The organism is Yoonia sp. 72 (genome assembly GCF_034652275.1).
Taxonomy (GTDB): Bacteria; Pseudomonadota; Alphaproteobacteria; order Rhodobacterales; family Rhodobacteraceae; genus Yoonia.
In genome coordinates this window covers 1,622,415-1,646,633 of the sequence record NZ_JAXIWG010000001.1, presented here as the reverse complement: position 1 = coordinate 1,646,633, position 24,219 = coordinate 1,622,415, and the positions used below count along the sequence as shown (strand labels likewise).

Annotated in this window: 18 protein-coding genes; 17 read left to right on the top strand and 1 reads right to left on the bottom strand. The window is 61.2% G+C overall.

The genetic code is table 11. The features are described from left to right. Nucleotides 1-21: 21 nt before the first annotated feature. On the bottom strand, nt 22-1,653 hold the full coding sequence (locus VCK47_RS08185; RefSeq protein WP_322891915.1) for a peptide ABC transporter substrate-binding protein: 1,632 nt from the start codon (nt 1,651-1,653) through the stop codon (nt 22-24). A 509-nt stretch (nt 1,654-2,162) separates the two neighbouring features. Here VCK47_RS08185 and ugpB point away from each other — a divergent pair. The 17 genes from ugpB to rarD all read left to right on the top strand — a co-directional run bounded on the left by ugpB (nt 2,163) and on the right by rarD (nt 24,134). Continuing rightward, nucleotides 2,163-3,482, top strand: coding sequence for a sn-glycerol-3-phosphate ABC transporter substrate-binding protein UgpB (gene ugpB / locus VCK47_RS08180; protein WP_322891914.1), 1,320 nt, complete (start codon nt 2,163-2,165; stop codon nt 3,480-3,482). A 78-nt stretch (nt 3,483-3,560) separates the two neighbouring features. Next, complete coding sequence (gene ugpA, locus VCK47_RS08175; protein ID WP_322891913.1) at nt 3,561-4,451, top strand: sn-glycerol-3-phosphate ABC transporter permease UgpA; 891 nt, start codon at nt 3,561-3,563, stop codon at nt 4,449-4,451. Between the two features lie 13 nt (nt 4,452-4,464). Beyond that, nucleotides 4,465-5,313: a sn-glycerol-3-phosphate ABC transporter permease UgpE gene (gene ugpE, locus VCK47_RS08170; RefSeq protein ID WP_322891912.1), complete on the top strand. Its 849-nt coding sequence runs from the start codon at nt 4,465-4,467 to the stop codon at nt 5,311-5,313. A gap of 2 nt (nt 5,314-5,315) precedes the next feature. Further along, nucleotides 5,316-6,368: a sn-glycerol-3-phosphate ABC transporter ATP-binding protein UgpC gene (gene ugpC, locus VCK47_RS08165; RefSeq protein ID WP_322891911.1), complete on the top strand. Its 1,053-nt coding sequence runs from the start codon at nt 5,316-5,318 to the stop codon at nt 6,366-6,368. A 510-nt stretch (nt 6,369-6,878) separates the two neighbouring features. Beyond that, nucleotides 6,879-7,895, top strand: a complete 1,017-nt coding sequence (locus tag VCK47_RS08160) for a substrate-binding domain-containing protein (protein WP_322891910.1) — start codon at nt 6,879-6,881, stop codon at nt 7,893-7,895. A 67-nt stretch (nt 7,896-7,962) separates the two neighbouring features. Continuing rightward, nucleotides 7,963-9,339 (top strand): phosphate ABC transporter permease subunit PstC, encoded by a 1,377-nt coding sequence (gene pstC, locus VCK47_RS08155; RefSeq protein ID WP_322891909.1) that lies wholly within the window; start codon nt 7,963-7,965, stop codon nt 9,337-9,339. Nucleotides 9,340-9,350: 11 nt separating this feature from the next. Then, nucleotides 9,351-10,646, top strand: coding sequence for a phosphate ABC transporter permease PstA (gene pstA / locus VCK47_RS08150; RefSeq protein ID WP_322891908.1), 1,296 nt, complete (start codon nt 9,351-9,353; stop codon nt 10,644-10,646). Between the two features lie 48 nt (nt 10,647-10,694). Next, nucleotides 10,695-11,456 carry a phosphate ABC transporter ATP-binding protein PstB gene (pstB, locus tag VCK47_RS08145; RefSeq protein WP_416236655.1) on the top strand — a complete coding sequence of 254 codons (762 nt, stop codon included), beginning with the start codon at nt 10,695-10,697 and terminating at the stop codon, nt 11,454-11,456. A 5-nt stretch (nt 11,457-11,461) separates the two neighbouring features. Beyond that, a complete protein-coding gene (gene phoU / locus VCK47_RS08140) occupies nt 11,462-12,184 on the top strand; it encodes a phosphate signaling complex protein PhoU (RefSeq protein WP_322891906.1) in 723 nt (240 codons plus the stop codon). After that, nucleotides 12,184-12,873 (top strand): phosphate regulon transcriptional regulator PhoB, encoded by a 690-nt coding sequence (gene phoB / locus VCK47_RS08135; protein WP_322891905.1) that lies wholly within the window; start codon nt 12,184-12,186, stop codon nt 12,871-12,873. The genes phoU and phoB overlap by 1 nt, the downstream gene beginning before the upstream one ends. 308 nt (nt 12,874-13,181) lie before the next feature. Next, on the top strand, nt 13,182-14,774 hold the full coding sequence (locus VCK47_RS08130) for an alpha/beta fold hydrolase (RefSeq protein WP_322891904.1): 1,593 nt from the start codon (nt 13,182-13,184) through the stop codon (nt 14,772-14,774). A gap of 85 nt (nt 14,775-14,859) precedes the next feature. Continuing rightward, the gene (locus tag VCK47_RS08125) at nt 14,860-15,849 is read left to right on the top strand and encodes a hypothetical protein (protein WP_322891903.1); all 990 of its coding nucleotides are present in this window, start codon (nt 14,860-14,862) and stop codon (nt 15,847-15,849) included. Continuing rightward, nucleotides 15,846-16,940: a hypothetical protein gene (locus tag VCK47_RS08120; protein WP_322891902.1), complete on the top strand. Its 1,095-nt coding sequence runs from the start codon at nt 15,846-15,848 to the stop codon at nt 16,938-16,940. The genes VCK47_RS08125 and VCK47_RS08120 overlap by 4 nt, the downstream gene beginning before the upstream one ends. Then, nucleotides 16,937-20,323 carry a hypothetical protein gene (locus VCK47_RS08115; RefSeq protein WP_322891901.1) on the top strand — a complete coding sequence of 1,129 codons (3,387 nt, stop codon included), beginning with the start codon at nt 16,937-16,939 and terminating at the stop codon, nt 20,321-20,323. Before VCK47_RS08120 ends, VCK47_RS08115 begins: the two co-directional genes overlap by 4 nt. Further along, complete coding sequence (locus VCK47_RS08110; RefSeq protein WP_322891900.1) at nt 20,320-21,015, top strand: hypothetical protein; 696 nt, start codon at nt 20,320-20,322, stop codon at nt 21,013-21,015. Before VCK47_RS08115 ends, VCK47_RS08110 begins: the two co-directional genes overlap by 4 nt. Before the next feature lie 80 nt (nt 21,016-21,095). After that, nucleotides 21,096-22,799: a hypothetical protein gene (locus VCK47_RS08105; RefSeq protein ID WP_322891899.1), complete on the top strand. Its 1,704-nt coding sequence runs from the start codon at nt 21,096-21,098 to the stop codon at nt 22,797-22,799. A gap of 411 nt (nt 22,800-23,210) precedes the next feature. Beyond that, the gene (rarD, locus tag VCK47_RS08100) at nt 23,211-24,134 is read left to right on the top strand and encodes an EamA family transporter RarD (RefSeq protein WP_322891898.1); all 924 of its coding nucleotides are present in this window, start codon (nt 23,211-23,213) and stop codon (nt 24,132-24,134) included. Nucleotides 24,135-24,219: the final 85 nt, after the last annotated feature.

The window sequence follows — 24,219 nt, the reverse complement described above, 5'->3', positions numbered from 1 at the left end:
GGTCTGTAAGGTCAACAGCGGTTATTCGCCTGCGACGAAGTATAGCTCGCGGCTGTACCAATTCTGCTCGACGTTATCGACTGGCCAGCCCCGCAGTTCGGGGTTGAACATATAGCCATCGGCATAGTGATAGATCGGGATGATCGGCACCTCTTCGGCGATGATCTCTTCCACGCGGGTATAGTTCGGCTGCGGGTCTTCGGCGGTTTTGGCGTCAGCCATCAGCTGATCGACCTCGGCGTTGGAATAGGCCGCATCGTTATAGCCCGAATTGGTGGTGACCAGATCAAGGAAGGTGGACGCCTCGTTATAGTCGCCGCACCATGCGCCGCGGGCCATTTCATAGTTCTGGTTGCCGCGTGTCTGGAGGAACGTCTGCCATTCCTGATTGGCCAGCGTCGTCTGGATCCCCAGCGTCTGCTGCCACATCTGGCCAAGGGCGACGGCGATGTTCCGGTGCGCCTCGTCCGTGTTGTATAGCAGTTCGATGCTCAGCGGCTGACCACCAATGCCGTAACCGGCTTCGGTCATCAGTTCGACCGCCATCGCGTTGCGTTCTTCCTGCGTCATATTGGCAATCGGCAGATCGGGCAGGGTGAAACCCGCAGTGCGCACGGGGGTAAAGTTGTAGGCCGCCGTCTGGCCCGCACCCAGCACGTTATTCACGATCACGTCGCGGTTCACGGCAAGGTTCATCGCCTGACGCACACGGACATCCTGCAACGCCTCTGGCCCGCCTTCGGAAAGGTTGAAGTTGTAGTAATACGAACACAGGCGCGGAATGCTGATCGCCTGATCGGGGTATTCGGCGGACAGCCGCTGGAACTGGCCCGGTGGCACTTCGGTGCGGTCAAGCTCGCCTGCCAGATAGCGGGTCAGGCCCTGATTGACGTCGTTGATGACCAAGGCGGTCACCTCGTCAATGATCGTGTTCTCGTTGTCCCAGTACATTTCGTTGCGCACGCGCACCAGACGTTCCTGCGGGACGTGTTCGCGCAGCACATAGGCCCCGTTGGACACGATGTTTTCAGGGCGTGTCCATCTGTCCCCGAATTCCTCCACGGTCGCCGGATGCACGGGGAAGGTGGTGGCATGCGTGGTCATCTGCGCGAAATAGGGCAGGGGCTGCGACAGGGTCACGACGAAGGTCTGGTCGTCAGGGGCGGTGACGCCCAGGTCTTCCTTGTCCATCTCGCCCGCGATGATGGCGGCGGCATTCTCGATCGACATCAGTTCCATGAACCATGCGTATTCGGACGCCAGTTCAGGATCGACCGCACGCTTCCAAGCAAAGACGAAATCGCTTGCGACAACGGGGTCACCGTTGGACCAGCGGGCATTGTCGCGCAGCGTGAACGTATAGGTCAGCCCGTCCTCGGACACCTCGAACCCTGTGGCCACACCTGGGACCAGTTCGCCTGCGGCATCCTGATTCATCAGACCTTCGAACAGGTCGCGCACGATTTCGGAGCCGGTCACATCCTCGACCACCTGCGGATCGACGGAAGAATGTTCATCCAGCACGCGGTAGGTAAAGCTTTGCACCTCGGCCAGCGCCTCGCCTGTTTCGGGGTGCGTCGCCTGCGCGTTCGCGGCGATGGCGGACAGCAGGACAATGGCGCTGCTGGCCTTGAGTAGAGTTTTGAGTGTCATGGAATTCTCCCTGTTACCACTGGCGCAAGGGGTGTTGACGGCTTGCGCAGATCGGTTGCGTCCGACGCATCATCGCCCGACACGCAACTGTCGGGTGCAAATTCCGGAATGACAAGAGCGGTGCCGCAGTGCCGTCGCGGCAGGTCAGCCAAGTGCAGGCTACTTTACGCCGATCGTGGCGGCGCAGGGGATTTTGCTGGAATAATGTTATAGAAAAAAGGGGTTTTCTGTAGTTTTCATGTGTTGAAAAATAAGCTTGCGAAACATTCGGCAAGCGGCGAAGATTTGCCGATGATACGCGTTTTGACAAATGGCCTTGCCGTCACAGGGCCCTGCAGGACCACAAAGGCTATCCGCCTGGTTGCGCGGTCATTTTCAAGGTGAAAAATGCACGTAAGTCATTCAACCGTTACACAGTACCAGTAGTCAGTGCGACGTCGGGAGCAGCGCGTTGCGGCGCGATGTCAAAGTTCGGCGCGCATGCCCTTTAGCAAATGAGGAAAAGATCAATGAAACACAGATTCTTCGCGTCGGCGCTGACGCTGACACTGGTGGCCCCGCTTGCCGCGCAATCGCAGACGCAGATCGACTGGTGGCACGCTATGGGTGGCGAGCTTGGTGAATTGCTTGAAGGTGTGGCGCAGGGTTTCAACGAAAGCCAGTCCGACTATCAGGTCGTCGCCAGCTTTCGCGGCACCTATGCCGAGGCGATGACTGGTGCGATTGCTGCCTTCCGCGCGAACGAGCAGCCACATATCCTGCAGGTCTTCGAAGTCGGCACCGGCACCATGATGGGCGCCGAAGGTGCGATCTATCCGATTTACCAGCTGATGGCCGACAACAACGTGCCGTTCGACCCAAGCGCCTATCTGGACACCATCGTCAGCTACTACACCGACTCTGATGGCAACATGCTGTCGTTCCCGTTCAACTCCTCCACGCCGATCATGTATTACAACCGCGATATCTTTGCGGCAGCCGGTCTGGACGCTGACACCCCGCCCGCCACATGGGCCGAGATGGAAGCCGCATCCTTGCAGATCATTGAAAGCGGTGCTGCACCCTGCGGTTTCACCACCTCGTGGCCAAGCTGGGTGATGCTGGAAAACTTCACCGCATGGCACAACGTGCCGCTGGCGACCCAGTCCAACGGGTTTGAAGGCTTTGACGCCGAATTCGTGTTCAACAGCGAACTGGTCGCGACACATTGGGACAACCTCAAAGCATGGGCAGACGCCGGGGCGTTCCGTTGGGGTGGCCCCGGCCCAGGCCCAGATGCCGCACCGCTGTTCTACGCCGGTGAATGCGCGATGTTCTTCGGGTCCTCCGCCAGCCGTGCGGGCGTTCTGAACAATGCCGAATTCGAAGTCGGTTTCGGTATGCAGCCCTATTACGACACCGTCGAAGGTGCGCCGCAGAACACCATCATCGGTGGGGCAACGCTGTGGGTGCTGACCGGACATGAAAGCGAAGAATATCAGGGCATCGCCCGTTTCTTCGAATACCTGTCCCAGCCCGAAGTGCAGGCGAAATGGCATCAGGACACCGGTTATCTGCCGATCACTCAGGCCGCATTCGATCTGACCGCCGAACAGGGCTATTATGACGCGAACCCCGGTTCCGACATTTCGATCCGCCAGATGACGCTGAACCCGCCGACCCCGAATTCCAGCGGTCTGCGTTTCGGCAACTTCGTCCAGATCCGCGACATCATCTCCGAGGAAATGGAAGCGGTGATGTCGGGCAACAAGACCGGCCAGCAAGCCGCTGACGAAGCGGTGCGCCGTGGCAACGTCCTGCTGCGCGAATTCGAAGCCTCGATGAACTAAACCTTCGATCGGACATGACCCACCCCTGCCAGTGCGGGGGTGGGTTTTGCTGTTTTTAGACGCGCGGGACAGGCACAGATGCAGACCAAACGATCCACATTTTCCAACAGCTGGCTGCCCTATGCGCTGCTGGCCCCGCAGATCATCATCACGCTGATCTTTTTTGTCTGGCCCGCCAGTCAGGCGCTGATGCAATCAGCCTATCGGCAAGGCGACGCCTTTGGTGTGCGCCCGCCGACCTTTGTGGGCTTTCACAATTTCACGCAGTTATTCGACGATTCACTTTACCTGAACTCGCTGAAGGTCACGCTTTACTTCTCGGTCGGCACGACGGTGCTGTCGATGGGACTGGCGCTGTTGTTCGCCGTGATGGTGAACAAGATGATCCGGTCGCGCGAAACCTACACGACCTTTCTGGTCTGGCCCTATGCCATCGCCCCCGCGATTGCGGGCGTTCTGTGGTGGTTCATCTTCAACCCCAATATTGGCATCCTGCCCTATGTGCTGGACGGGATCGGCTATGACTGGAACCACCGGTCCAGCAGCAGCGACGCGATGATCCTTGTCATCGTGGCGGCGGCGTGGAAACAGATTTCCTACAACTTCCTGTTCTTCCTCGCGGGGCTGCAATCCATCCCGCAATCCCTGCTGGAAGCGGCGGCCATCGACGGGGCTAGCCGGTTCAAGCGGTTCTGGACCATCGTTTTCCCGCTGTTGTCGCCGGTCACGTTCTTTCTGCTGGTCGTGAATATCGTCTATGCGATGTTCGACACGTTCGGCGTGATCCATGCCACCACCGAAGGCGGGCCGTCGCAGGCGACGAATATCCTTGTCTACAAGGTGTTCCGCGACGGTTTCGTCAATCTCAACATGGGGTCGTCGGCCGCACAATCGGTGATCCTGATGGGGATCGTGATCGTGCTGACCGTCATCCAGTTCCGCTATATCGAGCGGCGCGTGAATTACTGAAGGATCGCAAGTCATGGTAGAAAATGACCGCTGGGGCACGTTCTTTGCCCATCTCGTGCTGATCCTTGGCGTAGCCTTGGTGGTGTTTCCCGTTTACGTGGCCGTCATCGCCTCGACCCATCCGCCGGGGACCTTTGTGCGGGGGGTCATGCCGCTGTTGCCTGGGCCGAACGCGCTAGAAAACTACCGCACGGTGATCTTCGAAGGCCGCTCGCAGGCGGGCACGCCGCCCATCGGGGGGATGCTGTGGAACAGCTTTGTCATGGCGATGGCGATCACGGTGGGCAAGCTGTCTATCTCGATCCTGTCGGCCTTTGCCATCGTCTATTTCCGGTTCCCGTTCCGGATGTTTTTCTTCTGGATCATCTTCCTGACCCTGATGCTGCCGGTCGAGGTCCGCATCGTCCCGACCTTCCAGGTGGTGGCAAATCTGGGCATGCTCAACAGCTTTGCGGGTCTGTCGATCCCGCTGATCGCATCGGCGACGGCGACATTCCTGTTCCGGCAGTTTTTTATGACCGTGCCAGAGGAATTGATGGAAGCCGCCCGCGTTGACGGCGCGGGGCCGATGAAATTCTTCAAGGATATCCTGCTGCCCTTGTCGGTCACCAATATCGCGGCGCTGTTCGTGATCATGTTCATCTACGGCTGGAACCAGTATCTCTGGCCGCTGCTGATTACGACAGACCCCGAGTACTACACCATCGTTATGGGCATCCAGCGGATGGTGACGGGGGGCGACAGCGAACCCCTGTGGCATCTGGTGATGGCGACTGTGACGCTGGCGGCGCTGCCGCCGATCCTTGTGATTTTATTCATGCAAAGGCTGTTCGTAAAAGGCCTGACAGAGACGGAGAAGTAACGATGGCGACGATTGTGATGGACGACCTGCACAAGGTCTATGCAGGCGGCGTCAAAGCGGTCACGGGCATCAGCCTCGACATCGCGGATGGCGAAATGATCGTGCTGGTCGGGCCGTCCGGCTGCGGCAAATCCACCTTGCTGCGTATGGTGGCAGGGCTCGAGACGATTTCGGATGGCACGCTGCATATCGGCGACCGGGTGGTGAACAAACTGGAACCCGCCGAACGCGATATCGCGATGGTGTTCCAGAATTACGCGCTCTATCCGCATATGACGGTGTTCAACAATCTGGCCTACGGGTTGCGCAACCGCAAACTGCCCAAGGACGAGATCGACCGCCGCGTACGCGAAGCCGCCGAGATGCTGGAAATCGCGCCTTATCTGGATCGCAAGCCGCGCAACCTGTCGGGCGGGCAACGCCAGCGCGTCGCGATGGGCCGTGCGCTGGTGCGCGAACCAGCGGCGTTTTTGTTCGACGAACCTCTGTCGAACCTTGATGCGAAACTGCGCGTACAGATGCGCGTCGAAATCCGCCAGTTGCAGAAACGGCTGAAAACCACCTCGCTTTACGTCACCCATGACCAGCTCGAGGCGCTGACCATGGCGGACCGTCTGGTCGTGCTGAACGGTGGCCGGATCGAACAGGTCGGCACCCCGATGGAGGTTTACAGCAAGCCCGCTTCGGTCTTTGTCGCAGGCTTTATCGGTTCGCCTGCGATGAACATGATCGACGCCAGCTATCTGCGCGAAAAGGGCGGGGCGGACGGTTTGTCCGGCTTGCCGGTGGGGAGCGACCTGATCGGTGTGCGCCCTGATGATCTGTTGCTGGCAGCCCCGCCCGCGCCGCATCTGGCCGTGCAGGGCGATGTCGTTTTGCTGGAACCTGCGGGCGCTGAAAGCCATATTTATGTGGCACTGGCCGACAGTGCCCAACCGGTCACCGTGCGTGTGCCGCGCTTGCCTGATGTGCAAGAAGGCGCGCGGATCACGCTGTTCGCGCCAGTCGATGCCCTGCACCCTTTTGACAAGGCCAGCGGCCTGCGCGTGGGGTGACGGCCAAAGCGGGTGCGCAAGGCTGCTGCTGAAACGCACCCGAAGCGTCGTGCTTGTTTTCCGGTTGGCCCTTTCCGGGCCTCGCGAAATATGCGAGGTCCGGCGCCCACGACAACCTCAGAATTGGAGCCTCACTTGCGCCTCAGCCAGCCGTCTTTTGCAATCTTTCTCGTGTCGTTGATCTGTGGCGTGATCGCCCTGCTGCGCGTTTTTGGTGTCGTTGCAATCGCTTTGCCCGTTTCCAGTTTCTGGCTGATGACAGCCGCTTGGGCCCTGATGACAATAGGGGTCCTGTTCCGGCGTGCCTAGGTCTGTGCTGGTGCGACTTTTCGGGGCGCTGAAGCAAACCCGATCTGCCTGACAGTTCGCAGACTATCTGCCAGGGCTGTTACAAAACTGTCATATAATTTTTGCATAAGGGTCATGGAATCAGTCTAGCCCTTCGTCGAGGTCGGCTGATACGGCCCGAAACGACAATTAGGAGTTACCATGACTTTCACAAAGCTTTCCGTGTCGGCGCTGGCGCTTGCCGCCGTGTCCGCCACCGCAGCGACCGCGCGCGATGAAATCCGTCTCGTCGGTTCGTCCACCGTGTTCCCATACAGCCAGGCTGTGTCCGAGCAGTTCGCAAACAACACCGGCGCACCATCGCCGATCGTTGAATCGACCGGTACCGGCGGCGGCATGCAGATTTTCTGCGGCGGCATCGGCGAAGCACACCCTGACCTGACCGGCGCATCGCGTGCCATGACGGCGAGCGAATATCAGCTTTGCCAGACCAATGGCGTCACTGACATCTCCGAAGCCCTGATCGGCTATGACGGTCTGTCGATGGCCGTCAGCGTCAACACCCCCCATGACTGGGATATGACGCTTGGCGAAATGTATCAGGCACTGGCAGCTCAGGTTCCTGTCGACGGCGAATGGGTGGATAACCCATATACCCGTTGGTCTGACATCGACCCGAGCCTGCCCGACGTCGAAATCATCGTCATCGGCCCCCCACCGACATCCGGCACCCGTGACGCATGGGTCGAACTGGCCATGCATGCTGGTTGCGAAGAACTGGACTATGTCGCAGACGGCGGTTTCGACGGTGACTGGATCGAAGAAAACTGCTCGCGCATGCGCACCGACGGACCGTTCATCGAAGCCGGTGAAAACGACAACCTGATCGTGCAGCGTCTGCAGACTGACTCGAACGCGCTGGGTATCTTCGGCTATTCGTATGTTTTCGAAAACCTGGACACGTTGCAGGGCGTCAGCCTGAACGGCGTCGAGCCAAACTTCGAAACGGTTGCCGACCGGTCCTACCCTGTTGCACGTCCCTTGTACTTCTACATCAAGAACGCGCACCGCGGTGTGATCCCGAACATGCAGGAATTCATCGAAGAATACATGTCCGAGGACGCACTGGCCCCCGGTGGCTACCTGTCCGAGCGTGGCATGGTGCCTTTGGTTGACGACGTCCGTGCCGCCACTCAGGCAGCCGTGATCGCCGGCGAAAACATGCCTGCCAAGCAGTAATACAAACGACCAGCCTGCCCCGCGTATTTTGCGCGGGGCGGGTTTTTTCATGAGATTGGCCACCTGAATGACCCTGCTCGCTTTCATCATCTTGTTTGTTGCCGCTGCCATTGGGTATGTGATGAACCTTCGCGCCGCGCGGGCCATCCGTGACGGTGGCTCAGCCTTGCATTCGCTGGCCGGTTTTCACGGTATGTTTTCGGCGCTTGTCGTTCTGGTGCCGGTTTTTGTTCTTATTCTTGTCTGGCTGGCCCTTGCCGACCCGCTGATCCAGCGACTGGTCGCCGCCAGCCTGCCCGAAGGCACGTTTGACGGCCTTGGCACCGGCGCGATCCAGTTGATCATGGCCGAAATCAACTCTTTGGCCGGTGGTCGCGTATTCGGTACACCCGAACAATGGAAGATCGACGCCGCCGAACGGCTGGTCGCCTACGAACGCAACGCCGATCTGGCGTTGGTTGTCGTCGTGCTGATCGCCGTTGTCGCGCTCGTTATCTTCGCACGCCGCACCGTGACCACGGAATTCCGCGCCCGTCAGGGCAGCGAAGGGATCATGCTGCGCCTGATGGCGTCTTGCGCGATTTTCGCGATTTTCGTCACCGTGGCGATCATCTCTGCGCTGGTTTACGAGACCAGCAAGTTCTTTGCGATGGTGCCTATCACCGACTTCCTGTTCGGGCTGAACTGGGAACCGCAGATTCCGATCCGCGAAGACCAGATCGCCGCCGAAGGCGCATTCGGTGTGGTCCCCGTCTTTCTGGGCACGCTGGTCATTGCGACCGTCGCCTTGACCGTCGCCATTCCGGTCGGGCTGATGACCGCGATCTATCTGAACGAATTCGCATCGCGCCGTGCGCGGTCGGTGATCAAGCCGTTTCTTGAAATCCTCGCGGGTGTGCCCACGGTCGTCTACGGCTTTTTCGCGATCCTTGTCATCGCACCCTGGCTCCGCAGCACGGGGGCTACGCTGGGATTGGATGTGGCTTCGAACACGGCGCTTGCCGCGGGCAGCGTCATGGGGATCATGCTGATCCCGTTCATTTCGTCCTTTGCCGATGACGCGCTGTCCTCGGTCCCGCAAAGCCTGCGCGACGGGGCGCTGGCGCTGGGTGCGACACGGTCGGAAACCATGCTGAACGTGCTGTTCCCCGCAGCGATCCCCGGCATTATGGGCGGCATTCTGCTGGCCGTTAGCCGTGCTATCGGCGAGACGATGATTGTGGTCATGGCCGCAGGTCTGATCGCGCGTCTTACAATCAACCCGCTCGACAGCGTCACTGCTGTGACGGTGCAGATCGTGACCCTGCTGATCGGTGACAGCGCCTTTGACAACCCCAAGACCCTGTCGGCCTTTGCGCTGGGGATGATGCTGTTCATCATCACGCTGGGCATCAACGTGCTGGCCTTGCGCATCGTGCGCAAATACCGCGAAATCTATGATTAAGGCTTTGACCAATGGCTGACACCACCACCGCCAGTACACCCGCACCTCACCGGATTTCGCTGATCGAACGTTCGCCCGCCATCGCGCGGCGCAAGCGCAAGGACTATGTGCTGCAAGCATTCGGCCTGATCGCGATCGCCATCGCCTTCGGCGTGATGTTCCTGCTGTTCGCCTCATTGATCCGCACCGGCCATACGGCCTTTGTGCAGACGCATGTGACGCTTGATGTATTTGTCGATCCTGCCGAGATCTCGGTCGAGACCCTGCCCCGTGGCGGTTTTCAGGACGTGGTTACCAACGCGCTGATCGCCAAACTGCCCAGCGCGGACGAGGCCTCCGAGCGGCGCGAAGTGCGCAACATCATCTCGAACGGTGCGCAGTTCTATCTGCGTGATCTGGTCGTCGCTGACCCGTCGCTGATCGGGCAGACCATCAGCCTGACAGTGCCGCTGGCGGACGCCTATGACCAGCTGCACAAAGGGTCGATCAGCCGCGAAACGCCAGAAGCGCTGCGCCGCGTCAACGATCAGGGTGTGGCATGGCTGGACGAGCTGATCGCGGCGGGTGCGATCACCAAGCCGTTGAACTTTGCGCTACTTACCAACGCCGATTCCCGTTTCCCTGAACTGGCGGGCCTGCGGGGCGCGCTGGTGGGGTCATTCTGGGTGCTGCTGATCTGCTTTATCATCGCGTTTCCCGCGGGGATCGGCGCGGCAATCTACCTTGAGGAATTCGCCCCCAAGAACAAGGTGTCCGATTTCATCGAGGTCAACATCAACAACCTTGCCGCCGTGCCTTCGGTCGTTTTTGGCCTGCTCGCACTGGCGGTGTTCCTGAATTATCTCGGGATGCCGCGATCTGCCCCCTTCGTAGGTGGTCTGACGCTGGCGCTGATGACGATGCCGACGATCATCATCGCCACCCGTGCGGCGCTCAAGGCCGTGCCGTCGTCGATCCGCGAAGCGGCGCTGGGCGTGGGCGCGTCCAAACAGCAGGTGGTTTTCCAGCATGTGCTGCCGCTGGCCATGCCCGGCATCCTGACCGGCACGATCATCGGTCTGGCGCAAGCCTTGGGGGAAACCGCCCCGCTGCTGCTGATCGGGATGAACGCCTTTATCACCTCTGCCGCGTCTTCGCCTTTCGACGCTGCGACCGCCTTGCCAACCCAGATCTTTATCTGGGCCGACAGCCCCGAACGCGGCTTTGTCAGCCGGACCTCTGCTGCCATTCTGGTTTTGCTGACCTTCCTGATTTTCATGAACGGTCTGGCCATCTATCTGCGCAGCAAATTTGAACGCCGTTGGTAAAGGACCGCACCCATGGATGACCTTAGACGCATTGAAAGAACCGCCGAGATGAGTGACACGAAAATTTCCGCCAAAGGCGTGCAGGTCTTCTATGGCGACACGCATGCCATCAAGGACGTCAGCGTCGAGATCGGCGACAAGACTGTCACCGCCTTCATCGGGCCGTCGGGCTGCGGCAAATCAACGTTCCTGCGGTGTCTGAACCGGATGAACGACACGATCGACATCTGCCGCGTGCAGGGCAGCATCACGATGGACGGGCAGGACATCTATGATCCGCGCGTCGATCCGGTGCAACTGCGTGCCAAGGTCGGCATGGTGTTCCAGAAACCCAACCCGTTCCCCAAGTCGATCTATGACAATGTGGCCTATGGCCCGAAGATCCACGGCATGGCGCGCACCAAGGCCGATATGGACGGAATCGTCGAAGCCTCCCTGCGGCGTGCTGCCTTGTGGAACGAGGTGAAAGACCGTCTTGATTCCGCCGGCACCGGCCTGTCGGGTGGCCAGCAGCAGCGCCTGTGCATCGCGCGCGCTGTCGCCACTGCCCCCGAAGTCTTGCTGATGGACGAACCCTGTTCCGCGCTCGACCCGATCGCCACTGCCCAGATCGAGGAATTGATCGACGAATTGCGCCAGCAGTTTTCTGTCGTGATCGTGACCCATTCCATGCAGCAGGCGGCGCGCGTCAGCCAGAAAACCGCGTTCTTCCATTTGGGCAATCTGGTCGAATTCAACGACACCGACCAGATTTTCACCAACCCGCAGGACAGCCGCACCGAAAGCTACATCACCGGCCGGATCGGATAAGACAAATGGCAATCAACGATAACCACATCGTCGCATCCTTCGACCGCGACCTTGAAAGCATTCAGGCCACCATGATCAAGATGGGCGGCCTTGTCGAACAGGCGCTGTCGGACGCCGCCGAAGCGCTGCGCACGCGCGACGCCGAACTGGCCGAGAAAGTCCGCGTTGGCGACAAGGTGGTCGATGATCTTGACCTTCTGCTCAAGTCCGATGCCGCCCGCCTGCTGGCCTTGCGCGGGCCGACCGCGCGTGACCTGCGCCTTGTGCTGGCGGTGATGGAGATCAGCTCGCATCTGGAACGCTGCGGCGACTACGCCAAGAACATCGCCAAGCGCACCAAGGCCATATCAGGTGCCGGCGCGATCACCGGCACGCTGTCGGATCTGGCGCGCATGTCGGCCTTTGTGGAAACCATGGTCAGGGATTCGCTGGATGCCTTTATCCAGCGCGATCCGGTCAAGGCCGCCGAGATCATCGAACGCGACGCCGAAGCCGACCAGATCTACAACACGCTGTTCCGGTCGTTCCTGACCCATATGATGGAAGACCACAAGAATATCGCCGTGGGTATGCATCTGCATTTCATTGCCAAGAACATCGAACGTGTGGGGGACCATGCGACAGGGATCGCCGAACAGACGATCTATGCCGTCACCGGCGCTCTGCCCGAAGATGACCGGCCCAAGCACGACCGCACCGCCTTTGCGCTTCAGGAAAGTGATGTCTGATGGCCGATCTGCAACCGTCCGTTTTGGTGGTCGAGGATGAACCCGCACAGCGCGAAGTGCTGGCCTACAACCTCGAAAGCGAAGGCTTTCGCGTCATCAAGGCCGCTGACGGCAACGAGGCCCTGCTTCTGATCGAGGAAGAACAGCCCGACCTGATCCTGCTGGACTGGATGTTGCCCGGCACATCGGGCATCGAAATCTGCCGCCAGATCAAAAGCCGCCCCGCATTCCGCATGACGCCCGTCATCATGCTGTCCGCGCGGTCCGAAGAGGTGGACAAGGTGCGTGGTCTGGAAACCGGTGCCGATGACTACATCAGCAAGCCCTATTCGATCATCGAACTTCTGGCGCGTGTGAAGGCGCATCTGCGCCGGTCGCGCCCCGCGACCATGGGCGAGCGGCTGATCTATAACGATATCCTTCTCGATTCCGAAACGCACAAAGTGTTTCGCGGCGAAAAGGAACTCAAGCTTGGGCCTACCGAATTCCGCCTGCTGACGACCTTCATGGAAAAGCCAGGCCGCGTCTGGAGCCGTGACCAGCTGCTCGACCGGGTCTGGGGGCGCGACATCTATGTCGATACCCGCACCGTCGATGTCCATGTCGGCCGCCTGCGTAAGGTGCTGGGCAGTCACGGCGGCGAGGATCTGATCCGCACCGTGCGTGGTGCCGGATATGCACTCGGCTAGCATCTCCATACTTTTGGCGGATCGCAGTCTCTCTCACTGAGAACGGCAGCACGCCTTGCGCACGCTTCCCGGTCATCCGGGCGGTGCTGTTGCGCGCTTTGCCCGTGCAAGCATCGACAAAAGACCGTTCTGCTGGCGATAGGGCGATTTTCGTGCTTTTGCTGGTTGGGTGGTGCGCAGGCGGCCTGATCACAAAATTAATGCTGGATCAACAGCCCTCACTTGCCCAAGATGGTCTGGCGCTTATCGTCTCGTTGTGAAGTGCTTGATTACCTGTAAAAAGAGTCCGTTTCACCCGAGGCTTCTGTTTGAAAAACGCCGCTCACAAGCATGATTTCGACATCATTGTCGATGAAATCGCGTCCGTTATGACCGGACGGTCCGATGGCGCCTTGCTTGACAGCACGGCAGCACTGTCATCCACGGCGATACTTCCGGCGTATGACAGTTACACCCGGCGGGCCATGTCGCTGCTGATCGACCGGCGCGGATTGATTGTCCAGCAAAACTCCGATGCGGCGCGGCTGCTGGGGTTGCAGATCGGAGATCCGGTGACCGCGATCACGGACACCCCGCAGACAGCGCGTGATTTCCTGACGAGCAGAGCCCTGACATCCGATCCCTTGCCGCTGTCGGTTCTGACGCTGGACGGTGATGTCGCCCTGTTTTTGAGCACGACAAGCGCGCAACACGATCACATCGCCCTGTACGAGGTGCGACGCGGGCTGAACGATGACGTTCAGGACAGGCTGGCACAGACGATCGGGTTGTCGCCGGGGGAAAGCCAGGTCTATTTCCGGCTTTTGGAAGGCCAGCCGATCAAGGACATTGCTACCGCCCTGAACAAGACCGAAGGCACCATCCGTCAGCAGGTCAAGGCGGTGCTCAGCAAGGCGGGGGTCAGTTCGCAGGTGCAACTGGTATCTATTGCCTATGCCTTGTCCCTTGCTGCGGATCGCACGACCAAACCGCCCGTCACGATCAACCATACCCTGGCGAGTGCTGTTCTGCAGGCCGGTCCAAAAGGTGACGTGCCCTATGCCCGTTTCGGACTTGCGGGGGGTATGCCGGTCTTGCTCTTGCATGGGGCGCTGTTTGGTGTTTCAGCCTTGCCTGAACTGCATGTGGCAGCGCAATCGCTGGGGCTGGACATCATCGTGCCGATCCGTCCGGGTTATGGCGATTGTCCTCTGCCTGACGAGGCCGATGCCGTAGATCTGACGGTCCGGCATGCCTGCACGGTTCTGAATCACTGCGATCTGCGGCAGGTCGTCGTGGTGGCGCATGATGTCGGCACGCGCTTTGCGGTGCGTCTGGCGCGTGATCACCCCGACCGTGTCGTGGCGCTGGTCGCGGCGCCCACGACGCCGCCGATGCAAGGCTGGCACCAGACGAGCGACATGCCATTGCGCCACAGGGCGAATGCCTGGGCGTCCCAGAACTTTCCCGGGCTGATGGACAAGCTGGTGCTGCTGGGCCTTTCGCAGGTCGCGCAGAAAGGCGGCGCGACTATTCCGCAGCTTGTCTTTGCCGGCTGCGATTTCGATCAGGCGGTGATGGGACAGGACGAACACCGCGCCGTTCTGAAAGAGCTGACCGCCTTGGTCATGCGCCAGCAGGGCAGGGGGTTTTGCAGTGACATGCATATCACCAACGAAGACTGGTCCGGTGAATTGCCACATCTGGCAATGCCCGTCATCGCCTTGCATGGTGAACACAGCCTGACCGTGTCGCGCAAGGCTGTTGAAAAGCTGGCGCAATCGGTCCCGAACGGTCATTTCCGGCTGGTCGCCGATGCAGGGCACAGCTTGCCGCTCAGCCATCCCGCGCTGGTCTTGCGCTATGCTTTTGCAGCGGGGATGCGGGCGGGTCTTGCGGGGCTGGATCACGGAGTTTTCTAGCAAGGCGTAGGTTTGCTACCATTTGGTAGTGGTCTTGGTCGCGCGATCGCGAATGACTGGCGTTCAAAACAACCTGGACGCACAGATGACAGATTTCAGCCTACAAAAATCCTTTGGCCTGATGGCCCGCACAACGCCCTTTCTGGTATTCCGGATGGCGGTCTATTTCGGCATCGCCTGCGCCTATGTGATCGTGACCGGCACAGGCGCGGGGATCGGCTGGGGGATCGGCGGGTTTGGCGACGATGATTTCCGCGCCGGAGCCACCTTCTGGGGGGGTGCTGCAGGGTTCGGGCTGACGGCGGGCGTCATCTATCTGTTGCGCGAATACATCCTTTACACCGTCAAGGCGGGCCATATCGCCGTGATGGTCGAAATGATCGACGGACGCCCCCTGCCCGAAGGACGCGGCCAGATCGCCCATGCCACTACCGTCGTGAAAGAGCGTTTCGCCGAGACCAGCGTGCTGTTTGCAATCGACCAGTTGGTCAAGGGTGTGCTGGCCGCGATCACAGGGCTGTTGCAGGGTGTCGCGAATTTCCTGCCGATCCCCGGCGTGCAGCAGATCATGGGCATCGTGCGGGCTTTTCTGCGCATCGCCGTGGGGCTGGTGGACGAAGTGATCCTTGCGCATGCCATTCGCACCCGCAGCACCAATCCGTGGGATTCTGCCCGCACGGCGCTGGTGCTTTACGGACAGAATGCGGGGCGGATGATGCGCAATGCCGCAGTGCTGACGCTGATCGTGTGGGGTTTGTCCTTGCTGGTCTTTGTCGTGATGCTCGCCCCTGCGGCAGCGGTCGTTTACCTCATCCCCGGGGCGTGGTCCGCAGGCGGCGTGGTCTTCGCACTGATTTTCGCCTGGGCGGTCAAGGCCGCGCTGATCGAGCCTTTCGCAGTGGCCTGCATGATGCAGGCGTTTTTCAAGGTGACGGACGGACAGGTGCCGAACCCCGCGTGGGAAACCAAACTTGATGGCGTGTCCGACAAGTTCCGCAAGATGGGCGCTGGGGCGATGGGATGGAAGGGTGCCCCCACGGCCCCTGTCGGGCAAGATCTTGGCATGCGTGCATGACCACCGCGCCGCAATCAAGCGGGTTCAGCATCGTTCGCACGATGGGTCGGTACACCTTTCTGCAGCGCGGGTTGCAGTTCGGCGAAGCCTATGAACCCCGTCCTGTCGCCGCAGAACTGCCGCCAGCCGATCAGGCCGCGCTCAAGGCGCGACTGACGCCGGTGATCGCTGCGCTCGACCGTGACCGCGCCGCGCATGTGGAGCGTGCGGATAACTTTCTCAAACGCGCGGTGCCGGGGGCTGCGCTGGTCGGGCTGGTGCTGGGTTGGGGCATATCGGGCGATATTCGGCTGGGCCTGTTTCTGGCGGCGCTTTTCGGCGTGTTTGCGCTGTTCGTGCTGTTCGGCGAGGCGACGAAAGAACCCCGCGCGGTCACCCGCAACGACATCACCGATGCGCTGGCGCAGCACCTGATGGGCTTTCGCGTTGACCCCGCCCCCGTGATGGGGACCGAGGAGATCGACGAACTCCGGCTGTTTTCGCGCGTCCGCAAGGTCACCGTGGATTTGTGCCTGACGGGTGTGCGCGACGGTCGCCCCGTTGTGGCAAGCCGGATCGGGCTGATGTTCGGGGCCAAGCGGAACTATAAGGAAAAGAACGCAGGCGGCCTGACCTTTGTCATGGTCGAGGTGGCCTTGCCTGAAACCGCGTCATCGGACCGCATGACCACCGTGATGGCGAAAGACGCCTCTGCCGTGCTGAAGGTGGCGCAAAAGCTGATGCATCGTAACCGCGCGGTGCCGACGGGGGATGCCGATTTCGACGGCCGCTACAGCGTGACCGGTGATGTCACCCGCATGACGCCAGACCTGCGCGCCGGTTTCGCGCAGCTCGAGGCAGAGGCGCGTTGCGGGCGGACCGGCCTGACCGAGGTGCCCGCAGGCACCGGTTTGCGCCCTTGGGTGGTGATCCTGCCCGGCAAACTGGTCGTGCTGACGCCGCTGACGATGTTCGACGGCGCGTTCGAACCGCCCCCCTATTGGCAACCGCTCGACCCCGACGCGCTGATCCCCGCCTTTGCATCCGATCTTGCCATCCTCAACGGCTATATCAACGCCGCCCTTTCGTTACCGCTTGGAGATATCACATGACCCGTCTGATCCCTGTCGCCGCCGCGCTGATGCTGACCGCCGCCCCTGCCATGGCGGACCGTGTCGCGGTGCTTGTTTTCGATGCCTCGGGGTCTATGTGGAACCGTGTCGAAGGTGATCTGACAAGGATCGAGGTCGCCCGCGACGTGATGGGCGATTATTTCGCCAGCCGCGACGGTGCGGTGCCGCTGTCGGTCATTGCTTACGGCCACAACCGGCGCGGCGATTGCCGCGATATCGAGGTGGTCACGCAGATGGGGCATGGCGATGCCGGATCGCTGGAAAGCCGCCTGCGCGGGTTAATGCCACGCGGCATGACGCCCTTGACCGACAGCCTTGCGCTGGCGCGCGACCAGATACCGCCAACAGCAGAATCCGCCGACATCATCCTCGTCACCGATGGCTTGGAGAATTGCGAAGGCGATCCTTGCGCGCTGGCCGCAAGCCTTGCCGCCGAAGGCATCGATATCCGCGCCCATGTCGTGGGGTTCGGGCTAAGCGCGGTCGAGGTCGAGGCTTTGTCCTGTATCACCGACCAGACCGGCGGGATGCTGTTCCAGACCAATTCCGGCGCGGAACTGGCGGATGCGCTCCAGCAGGTCAGCGCGGTGGCACCCGCACCGGTGGAACCTGCACCCCCTGCCGCCGCCTTTGATATCGGCGACAAGGCCGAAGCCGGTTTCGACTACAGCATCCGCTGGAACGGTCAGGCGACCAATGTCGATTTCATGGGCTTTGTGCCCCAAGGCGAAAGCCGCGCGCCTGCGTCGCCTAGCTACCGCACCATTGGTGGCACAGGGGCCGCACCGAACAATCCGGCCACGCGGACTGCCCCGACGACGCCTGGCATGTATGACCTGATCCTGGTCACCGCGCGGGACGGCGTGATCGCGCGGCAGCCCGTCGAAGTTGTCGCCCCCGCGATGGGTTTTGATCCCATCGGGTCGGTCGAACCCGGCAGCCGTGTGCGGTTTGTCTTTCGCGGGCCGGAACAATTGGGCGAACGGATCGTGATTGCAGACCTTGACCAGCCGGTCAACGAACATCAGCGCCACGGCTGGGACAATGCCATGGCCAAGAACGGCGCGACGACGCTGTCGGTGCCGACAACGCCCGGCGAATACGAATTGCGCTATCTGAATGCGGGCGCGACCGAAGTTATGTTCTCGCGCCGCTTTGGTGTCGGTATTCCGTTTGACGATGCCGACCTGACCACGAGCGCCGAGCTTGCCGCGCAAGCGGCGGCAGCAACGCGGGGCGATGCGGCGCAGGACGATCTGGCGCTGGTCACCGCGACCTTCCGCCTGCCGCCTGATGTGCCACAATCGGATGTGACGTGGGACGGCGTGCCGCTTGACGCCGACATGTCGCCCGAGGCCTGGGCCCCGATGGACACCGGCCCCATCATCACCGGCAGTTTCGAGCCCGGCAACTGGCGCGTCACCGCCTACGCACCGGGCGAGGTCACACTGTCGGCCGATGTCGCGATCTTCCCCGGGCAGGCCAATGATTTTACCGTGCAAATCAACGCCAGCAGTGACGCCGATGCCGAACCGCTGTACTTTGAAGGGCAGTGGCGCGTGCTGGCGGTGCCGCCGCGCGATGCACCCGCAGGTGCGCCGACCGAGCCTTTGACGATGATGGATGTGACCATCGCCGCGAATGAGGCAGGCACCGGCTATGTCGGACGCTTCACACCGTCGCCTTTGATGACAGGCAGGCCGGGGACCGAGAGCGCGCTTGATAGCGTGTTCGAGGAAGAGGCGTATCTGGTGCTGCAATTCTCGGTGCCTGCAGCCTCGCCCGAACCGTTTATCTTGGCGGTCCAGCCATTGCCGTTCGGCGATGGCTATAGCGGGCAGATGGAATCAGGGCCGAATGCAGTGCCGGTGATCTTCTGGCGCAATGATGCAGCCTTGCCGCCGCTCTCGGCCTTGCAAGACGAACTCTACGGTCCTGCATCGCTGGAGGAAGGATCATTGCAGCTGGATGGCGGCACCGTTTTTGCCTGCGCGGAGTCTGTCTGTTCATGGACCGATCCCGCCAGCGGCGTGACCGTGCCCTTGCCCCAAGGATGGAGCGTGACAGCGCCGGAATTCCAGACCGCCTCGGCCACGCCAAGCGAGATGGACCTGCCCAGCATGTCGATCTTTGGCCCCGAAGGGCAGGAATTGCGCCTGAACCCGCGTATGTGGATCGACAGCGACGGCATCTGCCATGACACCCCCGATCTGGGCCGCCTGTGCCATTTTAAGGACGCCGATATCGTGGCCCAGATGACCGCCCTGATGATCGCGCCGATGATCGCCCGCGCAGAGCCTGTGGCGGGCGCGCAGACGCGGGCTGTCAGCGTCTCCATTGCCGGTGCGGATCGTTCCGATATGCGTCAGGTGGGTATCCAACTGGTTGCGGGCGAGGATGCGACCTATCAGGACGGGCAGGTCCATATCAGCGAGATGGCGGTGAGAGAACACACGCTGGGTGTGGGCAATGTCTATGACATCCGCGCCGAGACACTGTTCCGCGAATACCGCAACCGCAACGTCACCATCACGCCGGGCAATACGGTGCAAGAGGTGGTGCTGGCACCTGTCTACAACTTCGATGAGGTCACGTTGGCACTGCCCGATGAACCGATCGTCGCAGGCGCTGGCGCATTCTTTCCTGTCACGCTGGTCGCACCTGCGGATTTTCAGGGGTTCATCGCGCTGCATGACGCCGATGACCGCGATGCGCCTGCGATTTTCACGATCGAAGGCGCCGTGTTGATGGACAGCACCGATCCGGTGCTGCCGGTCCCTGAAAAGCCGGGATTTTACGAAATCCTCTTTCTCGACCTGAACGGCGAGATGTTCGGTGGCGTGGATTTCGAGGCTGTGGCAGGTGACACCCCCGCAGGCCAGATCACCGTGACACCGACAGGTGTGTCGCAATTCGGGACAGGCTGCTTTATCTCTGCCGCGCTGACGGGTCCCGAAGGCGGCGATTACACGATGGTCGCCCCCGTGACAGCCACCGCAAACGGGCAGGAGATTCGCGCCCTGCTTGACCCAGAGGCGCCCCTGGTGCTGGAGATTTATTCTTTCGGCAGCACCGGACAGAGCACCGCCGACCTGATGCTCTTGGCCCCCTGCGAGGCGATCACGCTTGATTTTGCGCCGCCGCAATGCGCCTTCCGTGAAGGCGACGGCATCGTTACGCGCGATTGTCCTGCACCGGTTGCCTTTGCGCCGATGCAAATCGGGGATGGTGCAGGCACCATGGCCGATGCGATCATGCAGGGCGCAACCGAAGCAGCCCGGAACGAAGTCGAGGCTGGCAGCCCGATGACCCCCGAGGAAATCGACGCCGCGATCTTTGATCTGATCGGGGCTGGCGAATGACCCGCCTACATGCACTCAGCGCTGCGGTGGCGCTGCTTTTCGCCTTGCCGGTCAGTGCAAAGGCCGACACGACACTGGCGCGCTGTTCGCCGGATTGGGATGGGGCCGTGTTCCATACGGTCTCGGTCGAGCCTCACGAGATCGGCTTTACCATCGGGCGCGAGCTGGCACCGCCACCGTTCCCCGATGCGATCCTTATCATGCGCGATAATGGTCCGCCTGTCTGGTCCTACGACGATGCGCGCTCGATCCACGCGACATGCGGCGGCGAGGGCGAGCCAATCCTTGACCTCTTTGGACCTGATCGGGCGCGCAACGGGACATGGCGGGCCGAAATCGCCGACATAACGATGGAAGGCTGCCCGCCCGCCGTCAGCAGCGCGATCGGTGCGGCCGGTGCATCCAATACAACGCAGATCGTCTGGCCGACGCCGTTTTCGCCAGCGCCCTTAATGGGCGGACATGGAACTTGGCGACAGACCGGGCTGTCGCGCTGGCGCGGCTATATCGACAACCAGTCCAACGATTTTGCGCTGGGACGTGTGACGGTCACGATGCGCGTCATCTCGGACACCGAGATCACGGGCACGCAATACACGACATTCGTGTTGTCTCCCGGGATCGCACAGATGATCGGCATGGGCGAATCCTGTCGCGTGGTGACGACGACCAGATATCAGTGGCAGGGGTGATGTGGCGGTACTTGCCGCTTGGGCAGCTAGCCGCCTTTATCCCGCGATGCCTCTGTGCACAGCGAAAGGGTGTGACGCGCGTGTTGCACCCTTTCGTCCTGCTGTGGCTGGCAGTGACGCTTTGTTTTCCGGTCGGGTCACGCGCGCAAGACAGTGCCAACGAGATCGCCTCATTCGCCTGGGCTGACGGTTTCCTGCCGATCGACACCGATTACTTCTGGTCAGAGCAGTGGAACGGCGAACACCGCTTTCCGAACTACGACCGCAGCAGCATCTTCCATGCCGACGTGTCCGTCTATGATGCCGAAAAGGCGATCATCGCCATCGACGCGCTGGACGGGCCGTTGCCGCATGTCCGCTACCGGATCAGCAGCCGTGACCTTCCACGAGAAGAGGACTGGATGATGCCCTTTCGTCTGGTCGAGGTCACGCGCTTCGACCTTGCGCCCACGCTGGTGGCCAGCATCGCCGAGGCTTACGAAGGCATATTCACCCCCGTCACCCCCGAGCCCGCCCCGCATGTCACATGGCGCTTTGTGTTCACGACCGACAAATTCATGGGCGCTGGACCGGTCGTTGTCGGACGCCGCATCCTGACAGAACAGGAAGCAGCCGAGGCGATGTGCTTTGCGCTGCCTTGTCTTGCCCTGACGGATCCTTTGGGCGACGGCTGGCAATGGGACGACATCAGCGTCGACGAAACCATCGATCCGCCTGCCTATCCCGATACGGACTCCTCCGGCATGACCGTCCCCGCCCGCGTTGCCGATCTTTTGCATGCCGCAGGTGACGTGCGTCGCGATTACGAGATGGTCATATCCGCGCGTGTCGTCGGGCAAGATGATACAGTAAACGGCATCATCCGCTATAACAGGTTCACATCTGACGAAGTGTCGTCCGACTGGATCGTGCGTCGTCAGGTGGCAAGCCTGCCGCCGTTCTGGGGTTGGACCAGAACGTCGCGGACGGCGGGCGAACCTGACTGGACCCTGCCTGACGGGTTTGATGCTGGCGACACGGTCTGGACACATGTCCCTGTCGAGCAGGTGCCTGCATGGCGCATGACCATCGCGTTTGATTCCGGAACCGATGCGCCGCTGATTTACGGCGTCCATATGAACGCAGGTGTGGCGACCTATCTGTCCGATCACTGGCTATACATCGGGTTGGATACCGTCGGCGGGCAGGTGTTTGCCCGCGACGGTCAAGTGGCTCTGCCGATTTTGCCCTATGGCCAATATCTGCATGAATTCATGCATTGGCACGATGTCCCGACCCGGATCACCGCGACAGGCGAAAGCCGCCAGTTCGGCGAACACGTCGCGCAGGAATACAGGCTGATTTACAACCAGCCCGATGTCGATGGCCGCAGGTATCTGGCATGGACCGGACGTTTTTGGGCCATCAACGCCTTGCCTGCGGCGATGGGTTGGTACGGGCTGCCGGGGTCTGCCTTTGCCGGACGCAGTGAACGCTTCAGGCTGTTGTGGGGCGGGCTGAGCAGGGATCTGGCTGAGTACGGTCTGATCGTGGAGGCCGACATCACTTTGGTCACCGATGTGACCCAAGACGCCCTGCGCGCTGTACTGGAGGAAAGAGCAGGTCCGGCCAGCCTGATCGCGCAAGGGTCAGGACATCAGCGCGTGATCATGCAGGTGACCGATCTGATGTCGAATGGCGGCTACGATTTGGCGGTCCAGTTCCCCGACCTTGCACCCTTTGGCACGGCGACATGGCCATTTGCCTTGCCCGCGCAGCCTGTTCCCATCCTCGACCTGCAGTGATGGTCGATATGCTGTGTTCGGGGCGCTGTTTCCGGCCGGGGCCGAAAGCGGGAACTTCACGGTATCGCGCAGCCACAAAGTGCCCGCGCGGTGAGCGATACCCTCGCGACCGGTCAGCTGGAGGAAAGCTCTGCAGGGGCAGCCCTTGCCTCTGGGCCTGCCATCGACGACACCGGCTGCACAATAGCGCGCCTGCTCGTCTCAAGTTTCACCGTTCAAGTCAGGCCCGGACTTGATCGTGACACCGATGGCAAAGACAGTGCAGACCACGAAACGCGGGCCTTGATTGCGTCGCAAGCTGAGGCGCGTTGGGGCATTGCGGCAGGGGTTCTCATTTCGCCTTCTTCTGTGGTTTGTTCTGCCTTGGCCAGCTATGGCTGCGGCGACGACCGGCGCAGGCGGAGGAAAATCATGACGGCGACAAACGAAGACAGCCCGCGCGGCCTCGCTCTTGCCGTCACGGCCTATGTCATGTGGGGGTTCTTGCCGCTTTACATGAAAGCGCTGGCGCATGTGCCGCCGACCGAAGTGATTGCGCACCGCGTGATCTGGTCGGTTCCGATTGCGGCGGTGATCCTGCTTGCGATGCGGCGCACGGCAGATATCCGCGCAGCTATTTCCAGCCCGCGCACCATGGGCATGGCGGCGGTGACCGCGGCGCTGATTTCGATCAACTGGGGGATTTACGTCTGGGCGATCGGGTCGGGGCATGCGCTTGACGCCGCACTCGGCTATTACATCAACCCGCTTTTCAGCGTCGCACTTGGCGCCTTGCTACTGGGCGAAAGGCCGCGTGGTGCGCAGCTTTTCGCCATCGCGCTGGCGGCGGTGGCGGTCGTGGTGCTGACGGTCGCGGCGGGGCAGGTGCCTGTCGCGGCACTGGGGCTGACGTTCAGCTGGGGGTTCTACGCCTATTTCAAGAAAAGCCTCCCCGTAGGTCCGGCGCAGGGTTTCTTTCTCGAGGTGCTGCTGCTGACCCCGATCGCGCTGGCGATCATCGCGTGGGCGAGCATGAACGGTCAAAGCCATTTCGCGGCGGGCTCGGCGCAGGATACATGGCTACTACTGTTTGCGGGGGTGGTGACGGCGGTGCCGCTGATCATATACGCCACCGGGGCCAAGCTGCTGCGGCTTTCGACGATCGGCATCCTGCAATACATCGCGCCGACGATGATCTTCCTGACCGCCGTCTTCGTCTTTGACGAACCTTTCGGGACAGCGCGGATGATCGCCTTTCCGATGATCTGGGCTGCGCTTGTGATCTACACCGTTTCGCTGGTCCGCCAGTCCCGCCGCAAACGTCCTCCCGAGATGGTCGCGCCGGATCCGGTCTAAAGGTGGGCCGGTTCCAGAGGTAAGAGACCACAACGCCCGGGCGCTCGGATTCTCGATGCAGGCCTTGCAAGGCAGATCGAAGCCT

What these genes read in the sequence shown, in the direction of transcription:
- VCK47_RS08185 (WP_322891915.1), bottom strand. Translation starts at nt 1,653, where the DNA reads ATGACACTCAAAACTCTACTCAAGGCCAGCAGCGCCATTGTCCTGCTG.
- ugpB (WP_322891914.1), top strand. Translation starts at nt 2,163, where the DNA reads ATGAAACACAGATTCTTCGCGTCGGCGCTGACGCTGACACTGGTGGCC.
- ugpA (WP_322891913.1), top strand. Translation starts at nt 3,561, where the DNA reads ATGCAGACCAAACGATCCACATTTTCCAACAGCTGGCTGCCCTATGCG.
- ugpE (WP_322891912.1), top strand. Translation starts at nt 4,465, where the DNA reads ATGGTAGAAAATGACCGCTGGGGCACGTTCTTTGCCCATCTCGTGCTG.
- ugpC (WP_322891911.1), top strand. Translation starts at nt 5,316, where the DNA reads ATGGCGACGATTGTGATGGACGACCTGCACAAGGTCTATGCAGGCGGC.
- pstC (WP_322891909.1), top strand. Translation starts at nt 7,963, where the DNA reads ATGACCCTGCTCGCTTTCATCATCTTGTTTGTTGCCGCTGCCATTGGG.
- pstA (WP_322891908.1), top strand. Translation starts at nt 9,351, where the DNA reads ATGGCTGACACCACCACCGCCAGTACACCCGCACCTCACCGGATTTCG.
- pstB (WP_416236655.1), top strand. Translation starts at nt 10,695, where the DNA reads ATGAGTGACACGAAAATTTCCGCCAAAGGCGTGCAGGTCTTCTATGGC.
- phoU (WP_322891906.1), top strand. Translation starts at nt 11,462, where the DNA reads ATGGCAATCAACGATAACCACATCGTCGCATCCTTCGACCGCGACCTT.
- phoB (WP_322891905.1), top strand. Translation starts at nt 12,184, where the DNA reads ATGGCCGATCTGCAACCGTCCGTTTTGGTGGTCGAGGATGAACCCGCA.
- VCK47_RS08125 (WP_322891903.1), top strand. Translation starts at nt 14,860, where the DNA reads ATGACAGATTTCAGCCTACAAAAATCCTTTGGCCTGATGGCCCGCACA.
- VCK47_RS08120 (WP_322891902.1), top strand. Translation starts at nt 15,846, where the DNA reads ATGACCACCGCGCCGCAATCAAGCGGGTTCAGCATCGTTCGCACGATG.
- VCK47_RS08115 (WP_322891901.1), top strand. Translation starts at nt 16,937, where the DNA reads ATGACCCGTCTGATCCCTGTCGCCGCCGCGCTGATGCTGACCGCCGCC.
- VCK47_RS08110 (WP_322891900.1), top strand. Translation starts at nt 20,320, where the DNA reads ATGACCCGCCTACATGCACTCAGCGCTGCGGTGGCGCTGCTTTTCGCC.
- rarD (WP_322891898.1), top strand. Translation starts at nt 23,211, where the DNA reads ATGACGGCGACAAACGAAGACAGCCCGCGCGGCCTCGCTCTTGCCGTC.